We start from the raw sequence: 15,153 nt of genomic DNA, 5'->3' as shown, positions 1-15,153 counted from the left end.
GCGCCGCGGCGCTCCTTTTTACGTTGTCTCTACATATCCGATGTATGGTAAGTTGCGATACTGCTCGGCATAGTCGATGCCATACCCGATGACAAACTCATCCGGAATCTCAAAGCCGACATAGTCTGCATCTAATTGCACAAGACGTCGAGCTGGTTTATCGAGAAGCGTACAGATTTTCAGCTGTTTCGGTTGATGGAGTTCCATATGTTTGCACAAGAATTTCAACGTCTGCCCTGTATCGATGATGTCCTCGATGATCACGACATACTTTCCTTCCACATCCAAATCAAGGTCTTTACGTAGTTGTACACTCCCACTCGAAACGGTCTTTTTCCCGTAAGAAGACGTCGCGACTGTGTCGAGTTGTACACTCCCTTTCATATAACGCATCAAATCAGCAGCAAATACCATTGACCCTTTTAAGACTGCAACAATGACAATCGGTGTCCCATCTGCATCTTTTTCAATTTCTTCTGCTAATTCTTGTACCCGATTTCGAATTTGCTGCTCATCAAACAGTTTTCCTTTAATTTGAATGTCCATCAGCTCGGCGAATGTTCGCCGTCACCCCCTATTTAGTGAATCCACGATTTATCTTATCATAATATCGACTTAAAAATATACATTAGAAGATAAATTAGATGTTTTCGTTCGTATTTAACTTTTGTTCACCCAATAAAAAACGTCAATCGTAAGAAATTGACGTTTTCTACACATTATTCTTCTACTGCTCGCTCTTGCTCACGAAATTCTCTGAATTGATCCATCAGTTCAGGTTTGTCTTCAAAGAACTCTACAAACTGCGTCATGCAATCGAGCGTATTTGAACTGAGGTGATGTTCGATTCCTTCCACATCCTCATATACATCCGCTTCGTCGACTCCAATCAGACGTAAAAAAGACTCGAGCATCGCATGGCGCTCGACGAGTCGTTTCCCTACTTTTTGACCTTTCTTCGTAAGCATGAGGCCGCGGTATTTTTCGTACACCAGATATTCTTCACGGTCCAATTTTTGAACCATTTTGGTGACAGAGGAGGGATGAACTCCTAAATGTTCGGCAATGTCAGAAACACGCGCATATCCTTTTTCTGACATGAGTAAATAAATCCGTTCTAAATAATCTTCCATACTCGGTGTCGGCATGGGCACGACCTCCCCTAATGTTCCGGTTTCCACTTTATATTTTATCCTAACGAAGTTGAAATCGAAAGGGAAAGCCCCGATTCATTCAGTCAATCATTGTCTCGTGACCTTAAATTCATTATAATGAGATATGGTAACTTTGAAAGAGAAGGGAAGAACATCTATGGGAATCGAAACAATCCTCGTCATCCTCCTATGGGTTGCCTTGATCGCCTACATCGTATGGCGCTTCATGCCAGCTCGCGGGTTGAAAAAAATGAAACAAGAAGAATTCCGCGCTTCACTCCGCAAAGGACAATTGATTGACGTACGTGAACCGAATGAATATAAAGGTGGTCACATCGTCGGTGCTCGAAACATCCCGGTCGGTCAACTCAAGATGCGCATGAAAGAATTACGTAAAGACCAACCGATCTTAATCTATTGCCAAGGAAGCTCACGTTCTAACCAAGCGGCCAAACTACTCATGAAAAATGGATATAACAATATCTACATGCTTGAAGGCGGCTTCAAGAACTGGAAAGGCAAAATTAAAAAAGCATAAAAATGGGCGGGTCGATTGAATCGACCCGCTCCTTTTATTTCACAGATGACGCCTCACGACGTTCATATTTTAAAACAGGCTTCCGAGCAGCGAGCGTCTCATCCATACGTTTAACGACCGTCGTATGCGGGGCCGTCTGTACGATTTCTGGATTTTCTTCCGCTTCTTTTGCAATTTGAAGCATCGCATCACAGAACGCATCAAGCGTTTCTTTTGATTCGGTTTCAGTCGGTTCCACCATAATACACTCTTCCACATTTAATGGGAAATAGATTGTCGGTGGGTGGTACCCGAAGTCGAGCAATCGTTTCGCGATATCAAGTGTACGGACACCGAGTGCCTTTTGTCGCTTCCCTGACAAGACGAACTCATGCTTGCAATACGTATCGTATGGTACGTCGAAGGCATCTTTCAATCGAACAAACATATAGTTCGCGTTGAGCACGGCTTCACGCGATACACGCGTCAATCCTTCTGCTCCCATCGTCTTAATGTAGCTATACGCGCGAACATTGATCCCGAAGTTTCCATAGAACGGCTTGATTCGACCAATCGAGTGCGGACGGTCATAGTCTAAGCTGAACCCTTCATCTGTCTTCGTGACGATCGGCGTTGGTAAGAACGGAATCAGATCACGTTTTACCCCTACTGGACCAGAACCCGGACCACCACCGCCGTGAGGACCTGTGAATGTCTTGTGCAAGTTCAAGTGAACGACGTCAAAGCCCATGTCTCCTGGGCGTGCGATTCCGAGAATCGCGTTCGAGTTCGCACCGTCATAGTAAAGCTTTCCACCAGCCTCATGAACGACTTTTGAAATTTCGAGGATGTCCGCTTCAAACAATCCGAGCGTATTCGGGTTCGTCAGCATGAGAGCAGCCGTGTCTGCACCAACTTTTGATTTCAAATCATCCAAGTCAACCAAACCACGCTCATCCGACTTGACCGTCACCGTTTCAAATCCAGCAACGACGGCAGAAGCCGGGTTCGTTCCGTGCGCCGAGTCTGGAACGAGTACTTTCGTACGAGCCGTATCCCCATTGCGTTCGTGGAATGCTTTGATCAACATGAGCCCTGTCCATTCGCCATGCGCCCCTGCTGCTGGTTGCAACGTCACTTCATCCATCCCTGTGATTTCCGCAAGTTGCTCTTGTAAGTCGACCATGAGTTCAAGCGCACCTTGAATCGTCTCAACGGGCTGTAATGGATGAATGTGCGCGAATCCAGGAAGGCGTGCCATATCTTCGTTCACTTTCGGATTATATTTCATCGTACAAGAACCAAGTGGATAAAATCCTGAATCTACTCCATGGTTTCGTGTAGAGAGCGCCGTGTAATGACGAACGACATCGAGCTCAGATACTTCAGGAAGTTCAGCCACTTCTTTTCGAATCATCGTCGCCGGCAATAATGACTCGAGGTCAACTTCCGGAACGGTTGGCGTCGGTAAGTTATATCCTGTTCGTCCTTCACGTGATACTTCAAAAATTAGCGTTTGTTCGTGTTGCATCATTTCATCCCCCCGACCACTTCGACAAACTGATCAATCTCTTCTTTTGTACGTAACTCTGTCGCACAGACTAGCATCTGTGACTGGCGCTCTTCTTCATACGTTCCGAGCGGAAGTCCACCAATCATTCCATGTTCAAGCAAGTGACGAGATACTTCTTCTGCATCGCGTCCGAAATCAACAACGAATTCATTAAACATTGGTCCCTCGTCAACGATTGTAAATCCTGCTGCTTTCAATGCTTCTTTCATGTAATGGGCTGTTTGGATATTCCGGACAGCCATGTCTCGAATGCCATATTTCCCTAAAGCGGACATCGTGATCGAGGCAGCCAATGCGTTGAGCGCCTGGTTCGAACAGATGTTTGAGGTGGCCTTGTCACGACGAATGTGTTGTTCACGCGCCTGTAACGTCAAGACGAATCCACGTTTTCCATCCTCATCTACCGTTTGTCCTACGAGTCGACCAGGTAGTTTACGCATCAACGACTTCTTCACTGCAAAATAACCACAAGACGGACCACCAAAGCTTTGTGGAATCCCGAACGGTTGAGCATCCCCGACCGTAATGTCCGCTCCGAGCGCACCTGGTGATTCCAAAATGCCTAATGCAAGCGGGTTACTTGATACGACGAACAGTGCACCTGCATCATGCGCTTGTTTCGCCAATTGCTCCAAATCTTCAATTCGACCGTAGAAGTTCGGATATTGTACGACGAGACATGAAGCATCTGTTAAATCGAGGTCAGTTACATCAGTCACCCCATTTGTGACGTTTGTATATTCGACAGAAAGTCCTGGACCATCCGCATATGTGCGAATGACATCTTTCGCTTCAGGATGTACCGCTCCAGAAACGACAACGCGTTTTTTCTTCGTCTGCGCACTAGCTAGGTAAGTCGCTTCAGCAAGAGCCGTAATTCCGTCATACATCGACGAGTTTGCGACATCCATCCCGGTCAACTCACAAATCATCGTCTGGAACTCGAACATCGCCTGAAGCTCACCTTGTGAGATTTCAGGTTGATATGGCGTATACGCCGTATAAAATTCAGAACGTAAAAGCATATGGTTCATCACGGTCGGTGAAAGATGATCATACATCCCGGCTCCAAGGAAACTTGGATATGACTTTGTATGTTTGTTCTTATCCGCTAGTTTCGTCATATGACGAACGAGATCCACTTCCGGAAGTGGTGACCCGATTGCTGCAAGCGACGCTTTTTCGCGAAGCGACTCTGGAATATCCGCGAGCAACGATTCGATGGAATCCACTCCAATCGTTTGAAGCATGTCTCGCTCATCTTGTTCGGTCATCGGTAAATAACGAAATTCCATTCTATTCATTCTGAATCCCCCTGTTTCATTTCGTTCGTTTATAGAAAGGTGTCGGTACGCGTTCGGCTTCAATCTTTTTGCCACGAATGTCGATGACAAATCGCTCTTCATCTTTATAACGTGCATCCACACGTGCCCAGGCAATCGACTCATTGACTGTCGGAGGCCTCGTACCAGTAGTAACGACTCCAACGACGTTCCCATCGACTTCTACTTGCGCGCCTTGACGTGCGATTCCGCGACCAAGCAATCTCAAGCCCACCATCCGGTTCGGGATGTTTTCTTTTTGTGTGGCGAGCGCCTCTTTCCCAATAAAGTCAGTATCTAATTTAACCGCAAAATTAAGGTTCGCTTCGAACGGCGTAACCGACTCATCTAGTTCATGCCCATAGAGCGGAAGGCACGCTTCAAACCGTAGCGTATCTCGTGAACCTAACCCGCAAGGTGTAACACCCTCTGCATCAAGCGCTTCCCAGATTGCTGAGATCCCTTCTGCCCGCGCATAAATCTCGAATCCGTCTTCTCCCGTATAACCACTTCGCGAAATGATCGAAGCAACACCGGCCACATCGCCGTTTATAAATTTAAAGAAACCAACTTCGTCAAGCGCTACATTCGTAATCGTTTGAAGAACAGCTTCCGCATTTGGACCTTGGATGGCAATTTGACCATATTCATCAGACTCATTCGTCACAGTGACGTCGCCACTAACAAATTGACGAATGTGCGCCTCATCTTTATCGATATTCGAGGCATTGACGACGAGCCAATAAGCATCTTCATCTAGCCGGTAAACGAGTAAGTCATCCACTACGCCACCATTCTCGAGACAGAGAAGGTTGTACTGCGCTTGACCGACTTTAATTTTTGAGACATCGTTCGTCACAAGATTCTGCACTTGTTCTAGAGCGTCCGGTCCTTCAACCCGAATTTCTCCCATGTGAGATACATCAAACATCCCCACGTTTTGACGTACAGCCTGATGTTCTTCTTTGATCGAAGAAAACATTATCGGCATTTCGAACCCCGCAAAATCAACCATCTTCGCCTTCGGTTCAATCAATTCGAACAAAGGCGTACGTTTCAAAGTAACCTTTTCCATAATATCCCCCAATCCCGAACATAAAATGCTTTTGTTTTTGAAATCTTTCGTTTTCCATTCCACTTTAACAATTTTTATTCTTTCTGCATAGTTAAAAAAGCGAAAAAGAAAAAGGATGAAAAACGAAAACGTTTGTCAGAGCGTTCGATTCCCGCCGTACGTTTGATTTCATGTGTCAGCCCGACTGCCGCCTGTTTCAATTCAATCGATTCGTCTTTAGCTTTGATACCGAAATTTTTGATTTGCGTAACGGAACGGTTGACCGCGTCCACATGCCCTTTGATTTCAGTGACTTGTTGGTTGATGACGTCAGCACGAATCTTAAATCGTTCCGTCAAACGGTTTAATCTTCCAAACGTCGGCTTCATCTGTTTTTTAAATAACAAATATCCATATACACCAAGTCCAATGATGGCGAATAAAAGAATTGCAAGGTTAATCCAAATCATACTTTTTCCTCCTTCATCCGGATAATCTGTTCTGCAATACACTGCGGTGTCTGAGACGCATCAACCGTCTCGTCCGCTTCTTGATAAAGAGTGGTCCGTCGGTTGTATAATGCCCGAACTTCTGACTCTCCTTTTTTCACAAGTGGTCGATCCGAATCTTTGATCCGTGCCCAGCATTCCTCAAATGGTAAGTCTAAATGAATGATTTTACCGCGTTCGCGCATCCAACGTATGTTTTCAGAGCGTTCGACAATACCACCACCCGTGAGGACAAAGTCAGCATCAATCCGCTGAAGCACTTTTGATTCTACGTCGCGAAACGCTGACTCCCCGTATTGGTCAAAATATGTAGCGATGTCTGTTCCGATCAAGGCTTCGATTTCTTCATCGAGGTCCACGACGTCTCCATGTTCTTGCATAAAAGTAAACAAGGTAGACTTACCTGTACCCATAAATCCTACGATATAAAACGGTTTCTTATTCATAAGCAATCACCTCTTTATGACGTTCACCAGATGTCAACACCATCTCCACTTCCGTTCGATTCGGTGCAATCGGACGACACATCACCGTACCCGTCGGTTTGGTGAGCGTTACCGGTTGATTGCCACAGCGTTCTTTCGCCAACAACAAGTGGGATTCAAAACGTATGGCCAATATCTCATCTGAGATTCGTCTCGTCGTTCGTTCTACATCAGTATACCAAAATAATGCAGTACCAAGTAACCACACGACGATTGTCAAGGTGGTGATCAGAAAGAATCCTCTTTCATACACATGACATACCGCTCCCTCTCGAAAGTTGAATCTTCCCAAGAGATTCGAAATCCCATACCGACCGTTTCGACGCGATACTGATCGATTCCTCTTAAAAATAACAAGTTCCCCCCTCCATCCCCGACCATGACCAAGTTTCCATTCAGCTGTTTGATCGTCCATGGCCACACTTCTTCATCTGACTTAAGGAAGTCACCTCTTAATCGTCCCCCATCGACGCGACAATTTTTGCTGTTCTGCAAACGACGCACGATGAGTTGAGGAGTCGTATGGTGCTCCCACTTCGGTTGTTCGTAAAGGCGTTGACCAAGGGTGAGCAATTCGACCAACAATATTAAAAAGATGGGAAGAATCAACAATACTGCCGTCATTTCTATCATGGTAAACCCCGGATCAAAGCGTCGGTAAGCAAAAACCCTTTTCACACACTTCTTCACGCCCAGTCGGTTCAGCGGCTTCAAGCAGCACCTCTCCTTGTAATCGTTCATAAATGAACAACGTGTCACGCAACCTTGCGACTTGGTCATTCCCTTCCGTCACAAACGATGTCAGAATGAGTACCCAGCCCATCACGACCGCTAGGCTCACACTCACTTCCCATAACGAGAATCCTTTCTCATCTCCCTTCATGGATGATCACCTCCGGTTCATACGTTCCAAGTCGAAATTTAAACGTGACAGATGTTTTCCCACTGACAAATTTCCACTGTCCTGCATAGGAAGCTGTTGCCTGGGAGAAGGTGATGGTATTGTAGGTCGGAAGATAAACAATGATTCCTTCAGGTACGTCCGCCCTTCGCACTAACGTCATTCCACACATGATCAAATACCTTCGCTGTTTAGCTACCCAAATCAACTTTGGCACGCAACTTCCATTTTCCGAAACGTACGGGTACTGTCCCGCTTCTTGAATATTCGTCACTAACGTATCTGTAAAGTCATAAAGTTCAAGTCGCTCAAAAGGCTTCACTACAGGACTACTGATCAGTATGAGGAAGGAAATGATCACGAGTACCCACGCCATCTCGACAAACGTATAGCCTTTCATTGTTTCTTCAGCGAACCATCAAGTGGAGAATACGTGTAGGCTGACGATTGACAACTATACACTAGTGGATCCGTTTCAGAAGCACGATCAATTACTTCTAATGTGGCAGGGTATGATTTATGTTCGGCATAGTGTAAATTGATTTCTGACTCGACGATTCGGACACTTCCCTCACAACTCACTTGGTCCGCCCGTGACTTCCCTTCTGTCAGCGTCGGTACGAGCAATAACAGTAAAATTGAAATAATAAGTAAGACTGCAGCCATCTCAACGAGTGTGAATCCTTGTTCTTCCTTCATGTGAATGTCCCCTTTCATAATTGAGCCATGATAAGTTTTACAGGCAAATAAAGCGTATAGAATAGAGTGCCGACCATGACGCTGAGCACTCCATAAAGTGCCGGCTCTACTTTTTCGATCAATTGACGACTATATTGTTCCATTTCTTCGAAAACTAGTTCTCGATGAAGTGACATCAATTCACCGAGTTCTCCACTCATCGACCCCACCCCTAACAAACTAACCACTTCATAGTCAATAAAACGTTCCTGTTTGACAGCCATTTCGATTCCTTCACCGGCAGATAACCGTTTGTGAATCCGATTTGCCATTTCAGCCATCTCCCCTTTTTCATTGGCAAGACGACTGATAATTTGTCTGATGTTCGTTTCTGTCTGTTGTAATAACGACAATTCGCTGACAAACAAATAAGTCAGATACAGAGTTTTACCACGGTTCCATATGTAAAACGGTAGTTCTACACCTCGTCGATGCAGCATGTAGACCGTGATCCCAAGCATCACAAATACAGAAAACAGAGCTGGAAAGAACCATTTCGATAGTAAAATTGAACCTGCTCCATCATACGTGGAGACATCAACCATCCCCATCAGCTTTGGGAAAATGTACAATGCATAGACCATCCCAAGACTGAGCAAGATAAAGAAAATGATTAAAGGATATCGAATGAGTCGCTTCAATTCTTCCTTCAACCGCATCCGCATTTCTAAAACTAAAACGACTTGAGATAGCCCATCCATAAACCGTCCGTTCCGCTCGGCTGTCATCAATATCTCTTGCATTTGGCGATTTGTGATGATTAGCGCGAACACATCCGCTAAGGAAGTACCAGATTCAAGTTGTGCTCTCATCTCCTGAACATCCGCTTTCCTGTTTCCTTTTTCATGATATTCAAGTGTTTCCATTGTGGCTTTCAACGATACACCTCGGGATTGAAGACGCAGAAAACGGTGAATCAATTGAATCGGTGGTTTTACTGAAGCGTTGCCCATTCACACGTCACCTCCTGATCACGCGTTAGTACACACCAATGTCTTGTTACTGACGATTTTCCGAGCAATTGTTCAAGCCGTTTCTCCCCATCCTGAATCGTCGCTGTATGAAACGTAGTAATCGTCAAATGCCCACTGAGTGCAGCATCGTAGGCAACGTTCAACTCTTCCTCTGTCCGTACCTCTCCGATTACAATGATGTCTGGGTCGGCACGTAACGTTTCTTTTAATAACTGCCGATGATTCAACCCTGCTCTTGCATTCACCTCGAGTTGAATCACCCCATCAATCTTTTGTTCTGGGGGATTTTCAATCGTGACGATCCGCTCACGCTTTAAGTGATTAAGCAGCGCATACAATATTGTCGTCTTGCCCGCTCCAGTAGCCCCTCCGATTAACAGGAGACCGTGCCGCAATGCAGACATTTCTTGAAAACGTTCACACACGCTTGATTCGGTACCCTCCAGGACATCAATGTTTGCGCAAATGATGGGAGAAATGTTACGCGGATGACTTCTCGTTCAAGTTCGTACACGCCCGACTGGGGCACACGTTGATTCGTGTCCGGTAACGAACACCAATATCGCATATGAAGTGTGAGACGGTCATATTGATCGATATCCATCGACTGAAGATCAAGCAGTTTCATATCTGATCGGATTTGGATCTTCACTTCATGTGTACTCGGTATAAAATGAAGATCGCTTGCCCCCGCCTCTCTCGCCACAATCATCAGTTGTTCAATAAGCTCCTTCATTCCGCTCACCTCGAGAACAGCATAAAAAAAAGCCCACCCTGTTGAAAGTGGACTTGTCTTATGAAACTTGTGTCGAAACGACATGATGACGACGTGCATATGTTTCGATTGAAACCTTGTCATAACCGACAATGACTTCTTTTCCGTCTGTTAAAATCGGACGTTTTAACAATTTTGGATTTTCACTCATCAGTTTGAGTAGTTCGCTCAGCTTCAAATCTTCAACATCAACGTCGAGTTGTTTGAAGGCTTGGCTTCTAGTAGCAAGAAGAGAATCTACACCTTCTTCACTAATCGCAAGGAGTTGTAGTAATTCGTCGACAGTCGGTGCATCTCTGAAAATGTGACGTTCACTCACTTGAAGTTCTTGTTCCTGTAAAAACGCTTTCGTCTTCCGGCAAGAAGTACAGCTCGGGTACGTGTAAAACATTAATTCTGATGCCATTTTATGTTCCTCCTCATTTCAACTTTTCACTTCGCTCATTTTGTATAAGTTGATTATACATCTCTTATACCCCGTTTGTACATATTTTGTACAACTTTTTTATAAATTTTGTACAACTTTATTTTCCGTATTGATTTCACATATTTTTCACGATTATTTTGCTCAATTCTCACGTTTCCATAGCATTTTTTCGAATGTGTTGGTAAAATAGTGAATGAGAATGGAATAATGCACGTATGGGGGGATTAACATGGCAAGAATGTTTCGTGTCCTAGGCTTCTGGACTGGGCTAGTGGCGGCACTTGCTTTCGTAGGCGCACTAGGCGGCGACCAAAGTAGTAGTGAACATACTGGTGACTTTATCGTTATGGGACTTGTCTTCTTAGCACAAACGATTTTCTTCGTCGCACTTGGCTACTTAAAGCTTACTGAAAAAACATATGTATACGTCTTCGGCGCGTATTTGACAATTTTCTTCGTTGTCTTTACGTATTGGAGCAACTTCCAAATGTAAAAAAGATTGTCTCGTCGGAGACAATCTTTTTTATTGCTTGAAGAATGGATTCGTTTGCTTTTCTTCTTCAAGCGTTGTTTTTGGTCCGTGACCCGGATAAAGAACCGTCGCACCCGGAATCAAGTGCTTCATACGTTCAATGGATCCCATCAACGTTGCCTGATCGCCTCCGAATAAATCGGTACGACCGACTGATTGTTTAAAAATCAAGTCACCACAAAACGCAATCTTTTCATCCGCCATGTATAACACGACGCTACCTGGTGAATGACCAGGGGTGTGATAAAGTTGGAATGTAAAATTGCCGACAGTCAACGTATCGCCTTCATATACCTTTTCAGCCGGCTTCATCGCCGGTACAGGAAGATTGAAAGCAGCCGCCCCGTTCTTTTCTCCATTCGTCAACCAATCACTTTCGAGACGATGGACATATACTGGAACTTTATAGCGTTCACGGAGTGCATCCACTCCTCCAATGTGATCAAAATGGGCGTGAGTCAACAAAATCGCAGCGGGTGTACCGAATCGGTCGATCACCTCGAAAAATCTTGGGTCATCCGTTCCTGGGTCGATGATGACGACACTTCCTTCTTTTTCAAGGACGTATCCATTCTCCTGCGCTAAGCCTGACGTAATCTTCTTCACTTGCATATGATTGATCCCCCTTTCATTCAAAACAATATTGTGGCAAAATTGTATCGATGTCAACCTTTGCTCGACAGCGCCTCAATAATCGGATAAAATAATAATGATATTTCAGTGAAATTTTTATGAATTTCATGACGTATAATTAAAGGGGGAACTCGTCATGCATTTGTATGAACCGTTCGGATGGATTTCTGTCATCGTCGCGATCGTGGCTGTATGGGGAATGATTCGTTCATTCAAAAAACGCCATTTCTTTCCACTCGCAGTTGCAGGCTTAACTGTACTCGTATTCGGATTCTTTGGTGTTGCCACGTTGATCTACGGCGGTATTCCAGGTTAATGGATTCGTATCAAGCAATCATTAAGCGACTTCGGTCGCTTTTTTTGTACCATCATTCCTCAATATAAAAAACGAACCAAATCACATTGTGGTTTGGTTCGTTTTTAGGTTATTCATTCGTTTGTTCTTTAAAGCGGAGAAGGTCGGAATAGATCAAATCATCGTTCATTTGTAAGATTTTTTCTGCTTCTTCCGTCATTGGACCACAAAGCGTTGTGTCCTCAACTACTTCTCCAGTAGTAGCATTGTAACAAGTTGATTGCGTCCACACATATTCATCCGTCACAACCGTACCATCTCGGAAGATTGCCCGACTATTTCGGTTTTCAGAGAACAAGTCATTTCCGAATCCGATTGTGTCCGACGTGTCAATTCCAAGTAAATGCAAGATTGTCGGTTTCATGTCGACGTGACTTCCGATTGTTTCATGCACTTCACCTTTTTCTTGATCCGGCAAGTGAATCGCAAACGGCACCTGTTGTAATTTCGCCACATCATATGGTGTCAACTCTTCTTTACCGAGCAACTCTGCCATCGCATTGTTGTGGTTCGTCGAGATACCGTAGTGGTCACCATAAACAACGAAAATCGTATCCTCCCACATTCCGTTCTCTTTCAATTGATCGATGAAGAGACCGAGTGCATAGTCTTGATATGCAAGCGCCTGCGGGAAGTTGTTTAACGTCGTCGAACTTGTCTCGAACTTCGGTACGAGTTCATAGTCTTCGCTTGGCATCGTATATGGGAAGTGGTTCGTCAATGTGATGAACTTCGCATAGTACGGCTCAGGCAACTCCTGAAGCATCGGGATCGATTGTTCGAAGAAACTATCATCTAAGAGGCCCCATTCTGTCATGTCTTCTGGGTTTCCAAGATCGTAGCTCTTCTCATCAAAGAATTGATCGACACCAATATTTTTATACATTTGGTCGCGGTTCCAGAACGATTTATTATTCGCATGGAAGACGGCTGAGTAATAGTTATCTTTTTTAATCAACTCTGGAAGTGCTTGATATTCGTTGTCCGCGTTCGTAAAGTATACAGCACCACGCGGTAGGCCATATAGCGAGTTATCGAGCGCAAACTCCGCATCTGATGTCTTCCCTTGACCTACTGTATGGTAGTAGTTTGGCCAATAGTGAGACTCTTCAATCAGTTTGTTCAAGTTTGGCGTGATAAATTCACCGTTCGGCGCTTTCATATTGTGTGTGAAGTTTTGTGCAGATTCGAACGACACAACAATCACGTTTTTCCCTTTATACTTACCGAACAAATCAGGGTTCGGTGCAGCATAGTTCTGACGAGTGAATTGTTCAATCGTTGCAAGCTCAGATTCGTCAGCCATTGCTTTTTGAGCAGATGTTTTCGTTTGAAGCATCGCGTCATACACATGGAAGTTAAACGTTCCGATGTTTTTCACTAATAGCTCACGGTCGAATGAACGAGTCAACAATTCAGGACGTTCTGTCTCCGCCAACGAAAGGTTGAACAAGAATACCGATACAGCTGCAACGAACGTTACGAGTGCGCGACGATGTGAAGCGGCATTCTCTTTCATATTCATACGCCATAAGATAAACGGTAAGACAAAAACGTCACCAAGAATGATCAAGTCTTTCCATTCAAGAAGTGATGTGAACGATGTCGACAGCGTCTCCATGTTCGATGGTTGCATAATGACCGGCATCGTTAAATAGTCCGTAAATTCCCGATAATATACGGCATCCGCAAACAAGATGAAGGATGCGAGCGCGTAAAGCGTGTAGAGCACCCATTTTTGTTTGTTTCCTTTAAAGAAGAAATGGAAGGCAAACAAGAATAATGTCGAACTGATCGGGCTGATCAGTAGGATAAAAGCTTGTGCGGTGTTTTCAATCGGAATGTTGAAGAAAAATTGATAGACGATATACGTCTTCGTCCAAAGCAATAACGTAAAAATCCAAAATAGACGATATTCTTGAAACGAAGCGCGGACCGTATCGTTCAGTCTCGTCGATAGCTTCGAGAAGCGTTGAGATGAATTCATCTGACGGTCTCCTCCTCTTTTCAGTTTTCGGCATGTTTTTATAGCCATTTATTTTTTATATTTGTTCATACATTGTACAATTCGATTTGAATAGTACACGTCCAGTATCAAGTCCAAATCTTACCCCTTTTTTAATAAAAAATCAACTGTGACGTTACAAATTTTACAATATCCCATACCCTTTCCTAAAAGAAAACACGCCTGCGATGTGCAGACGTGTCAGTTTTATACGCGCGTCGGAAGGAAGTGTTTGCGTGCTAACCAGCCACAACCAATGACTCCGGCATCATTCTCAAGTTCAGCGATTTTAAACGTCGTTGACTCATAGACACGTTCGAGTGCGAAACGCTTGAACTGAGTATCGAGCGGTTCAAGCAATGCTGAACCTGCTTTTGAGACACCGCCACCGATGACAATCATTTTCGGGTTGAGTGTGTTGGCGATATTCGAGATCGTCAATCCGAGATATTCCGTCATCTCATCGACCACTTCTGTCGCGATTGTGTCCCCAGCTTTATAGGCTTCGAATACGTCACGCGCCGTCACTTCTTTCAATTCGTTCAACGAAGTATCTTGATTTTTTCGTTTTTGCAACGCTAAACGTGAAATCCCTGTCGCAGAGGCAATCGTTTCGATACACCCTAATCGGCCACAGCCACATTTTACAGCTTTCGCCTCATCTCGTTCAACGGTGATATGACCGATTTCTCCTGCCATACCAGCCGTACCATGAACGATATTTCCATTTGTGATGACACCACCACCGACGCCTGTACCGAGCGTGATGGCAAGTAATTCGGATGCACCTTCTCCTGCACCTTTCCACATCTCACCGAGGGCAGCGGCATTCGCATCGTTTTCGAGGACAGCGGGGAGTCCGACCGCTTTTTCGAACTCACTCACAAGAGCGAAGTCTTTCCATCCGATGTTCGGTGAATACTCGACAATACCTTCAGAGAAATTGATGAATCCAGGGGCTCCGATACCTGCACCTGCGAAGTCTTCTTTCTTCTTACCTGACGCCTCTAAATACGTTTCAAATGAGGCTGCGATGTCTTTTGGAATATGTACACCGTTTTCTCGAATATCCGTTTTAACTTCCCACTTATCAGAAATGATGCCATTCATGTCTAAAACAGCCATCTTCACCGTTGTACCACCGATGTCAATCCCTAATAACCATTTCATACCGTTCACTCCTCATCTCAACTAAATCG

20 protein-coding genes and 1 pseudogene are annotated in these 15,153 nt (G+C 44.6%); 3 read left to right on the top strand and 18 right to left on the bottom strand.

Annotated elements, in window-relative coordinates; genetic code table 11:
• Window positions 1-18: 18 nt before the first annotated feature.
• Both hpt and mntR read right to left on the bottom strand, forming a co-directional pair.
• Window positions 19-546 carry a hypoxanthine phosphoribosyltransferase gene (hpt, locus tag ON063_RS08300; RefSeq protein WP_214748018.1) on the bottom strand — a complete coding sequence of 176 codons (528 nt, stop codon included), beginning with the start codon at window positions 544-546 and terminating at the stop codon, window positions 19-21.
• A 173-nt stretch (window positions 547-719) separates the two neighbouring features.
• On the bottom strand, window positions 720-1,148 hold the full coding sequence (gene mntR / locus ON063_RS08295) for a transcriptional regulator MntR (RefSeq protein ID WP_251126879.1): 429 nt from the start codon (window positions 1,146-1,148) through the stop codon (window positions 720-722).
• 163 nt (window positions 1,149-1,311) lie between these two features.
• Here mntR and ON063_RS08290 point away from each other — a divergent pair, with 163 nt between their 5' ends.
• The gene (locus tag ON063_RS08290) at window positions 1,312-1,692 is read left to right on the top strand and encodes a rhodanese-like domain-containing protein (RefSeq protein ID WP_083600098.1); all 381 of its coding nucleotides are present in this window, start codon (window positions 1,312-1,314) and stop codon (window positions 1,690-1,692) included.
• 34 nt (window positions 1,693-1,726) lie between these two features.
• Here ON063_RS08290 and gcvPB read toward each other — a convergent pair whose 3' ends face one another.
• The 13 genes and pseudogenes from gcvPB to ON063_RS08220 form a co-directional block, all read right to left on the bottom strand.
• The gene (gene gcvPB, locus ON063_RS08285; protein WP_446719127.1) at window positions 1,727-3,202 is read right to left on the bottom strand and encodes an aminomethyl-transferring glycine dehydrogenase subunit GcvPB; all 1,476 of its coding nucleotides are present in this window, start codon (window positions 3,200-3,202) and stop codon (window positions 1,727-1,729) included.
• Complete coding sequence (gene gcvPA, locus ON063_RS08280) at window positions 3,202-4,539, bottom strand: aminomethyl-transferring glycine dehydrogenase subunit GcvPA (RefSeq protein ID WP_214748283.1); 1,338 nt, start codon at window positions 4,537-4,539, stop codon at window positions 3,202-3,204. The genes gcvPB and gcvPA overlap by 1 nt, the downstream gene beginning before the upstream one ends.
• A 25-nt stretch (window positions 4,540-4,564) precedes the next feature.
• Window positions 4,565-5,641, bottom strand: coding sequence for a glycine cleavage system aminomethyltransferase GcvT (gcvT, locus tag ON063_RS08275; RefSeq protein ID WP_274664813.1), 1,077 nt, complete (start codon window positions 5,639-5,641; stop codon window positions 4,565-4,567).
• A 74-nt stretch (window positions 5,642-5,715) separates the two neighbouring features.
• Window positions 5,716-6,090: a hypothetical protein gene (locus ON063_RS08270; protein ID WP_274664812.1), complete on the bottom strand. Its 375-nt coding sequence runs from the start codon at window positions 6,088-6,090 to the stop codon at window positions 5,716-5,718.
• On the bottom strand, window positions 6,087-6,575 hold the full coding sequence (locus ON063_RS08265; protein WP_274664811.1) for a shikimate kinase: 489 nt from the start codon (window positions 6,573-6,575) through the stop codon (window positions 6,087-6,089). The genes ON063_RS08270 and ON063_RS08265 overlap by 4 nt, the downstream gene beginning before the upstream one ends.
• Window positions 6,568-6,867: a hypothetical protein gene (locus tag ON063_RS08260; RefSeq protein WP_274664810.1), complete on the bottom strand. Its 300-nt coding sequence runs from the start codon at window positions 6,865-6,867 to the stop codon at window positions 6,568-6,570. The genes ON063_RS08265 and ON063_RS08260 overlap by 8 nt, the downstream gene beginning before the upstream one ends.
• Window positions 6,843-7,355, bottom strand: coding sequence for a prepilin-type N-terminal cleavage/methylation domain-containing protein (locus tag ON063_RS08255; RefSeq protein WP_274664809.1), 513 nt, complete (start codon window positions 7,353-7,355; stop codon window positions 6,843-6,845). Before ON063_RS08255 ends, ON063_RS08260 begins: the two co-directional genes overlap by 25 nt.
• Entirely contained in the window at window positions 7,261-7,497 is a 237-nt protein-coding gene (locus ON063_RS08250; RefSeq protein ID WP_274664808.1) for a hypothetical protein, read from the bottom strand. Before ON063_RS08250 ends, ON063_RS08255 begins: the two co-directional genes overlap by 95 nt.
• Entirely contained in the window at window positions 7,484-7,915 is a 432-nt protein-coding gene (locus tag ON063_RS08245) for a prepilin-type cleavage/methylation domain-containing protein (RefSeq protein WP_274664807.1), read from the bottom strand. The genes ON063_RS08250 and ON063_RS08245 overlap by 14 nt, the downstream gene beginning before the upstream one ends.
• Complete coding sequence (locus tag ON063_RS08240; protein WP_274664806.1) at window positions 7,912-8,214, bottom strand: prepilin-type N-terminal cleavage/methylation domain-containing protein; 303 nt, start codon at window positions 8,212-8,214, stop codon at window positions 7,912-7,914. The genes ON063_RS08245 and ON063_RS08240 overlap by 4 nt, the downstream gene beginning before the upstream one ends.
• A gap of 14 nt (window positions 8,215-8,228) precedes the next feature.
• On the bottom strand, window positions 8,229-9,206 hold the full coding sequence (locus ON063_RS08235; protein ID WP_274664805.1) for a type II secretion system F family protein: 978 nt from the start codon (window positions 9,204-9,206) through the stop codon (window positions 8,229-8,231).
• Window positions 9,188-9,939: pseudogene (locus ON063_RS14870) on the bottom strand (ATPase, T2SS/T4P/T4SS family). The gene ON063_RS08235 and the pseudogene ON063_RS14870 overlap by 19 nt, the downstream one beginning before the upstream one ends.
• Before the next feature lie 82 nt (window positions 9,940-10,021).
• The gene (locus tag ON063_RS08220) at window positions 10,022-10,408 is read right to left on the bottom strand and encodes a Spx/MgsR family RNA polymerase-binding regulatory protein (protein WP_074033321.1); all 387 of its coding nucleotides are present in this window, start codon (window positions 10,406-10,408) and stop codon (window positions 10,022-10,024) included.
• 250 nt (window positions 10,409-10,658) lie between these two features.
• Here ON063_RS08220 and ON063_RS08215 point away from each other — a divergent pair, with 250 nt between their 5' ends.
• Entirely contained in the window at window positions 10,659-10,922 is a 264-nt protein-coding gene (locus ON063_RS08215; protein WP_012726597.1) for a DUF2626 domain-containing protein, read from the top strand.
• Window positions 10,923-10,952: 30 nt separating this feature from the next.
• Here ON063_RS08215 and ON063_RS08210 read toward each other — a convergent pair whose 3' ends face one another.
• Window positions 10,953-11,573 carry an MBL fold metallo-hydrolase gene (locus ON063_RS08210; protein WP_274664802.1) on the bottom strand — a complete coding sequence of 207 codons (621 nt, stop codon included), beginning with the start codon at window positions 11,571-11,573 and terminating at the stop codon, window positions 10,953-10,955.
• A 157-nt stretch (window positions 11,574-11,730) separates the two neighbouring features.
• Between ON063_RS08210 and ON063_RS08205 the strand changes: the two genes are divergently transcribed.
• Window positions 11,731-11,910 (top strand): DUF2759 domain-containing protein, encoded by a 180-nt coding sequence (locus ON063_RS08205; RefSeq protein ID WP_274664801.1) that lies wholly within the window; start codon window positions 11,731-11,733, stop codon window positions 11,908-11,910.
• A 109-nt stretch (window positions 11,911-12,019) separates the two neighbouring features.
• Here ON063_RS08205 and ON063_RS08200 read toward each other — a convergent pair whose 3' ends face one another.
• Both ON063_RS08200 and ON063_RS08195 read right to left on the bottom strand, forming a co-directional pair.
• Window positions 12,020-13,936 (bottom strand): LTA synthase family protein, encoded by a 1,917-nt coding sequence (locus ON063_RS08200; protein WP_274664800.1) that lies wholly within the window; start codon window positions 13,934-13,936, stop codon window positions 12,020-12,022.
• A gap of 225 nt (window positions 13,937-14,161) precedes the next feature.
• Window positions 14,162-15,124 (bottom strand): ROK family glucokinase, encoded by a 963-nt coding sequence (locus tag ON063_RS08195; RefSeq protein ID WP_274664799.1) that lies wholly within the window; start codon window positions 15,122-15,124, stop codon window positions 14,162-14,164.
• Window positions 15,125-15,153: the final 29 nt, after the last annotated feature.

Source organism: Exiguobacterium sp. B2(2022), assembly GCF_028823655.1.
Lineage (GTDB): Bacteria > Bacillota > Bacilli > Exiguobacteriales > Exiguobacteriaceae > Exiguobacterium > Exiguobacterium aestuarii_A.
This window is presented reverse-complemented; position numbering and strand designations above follow the sequence as displayed.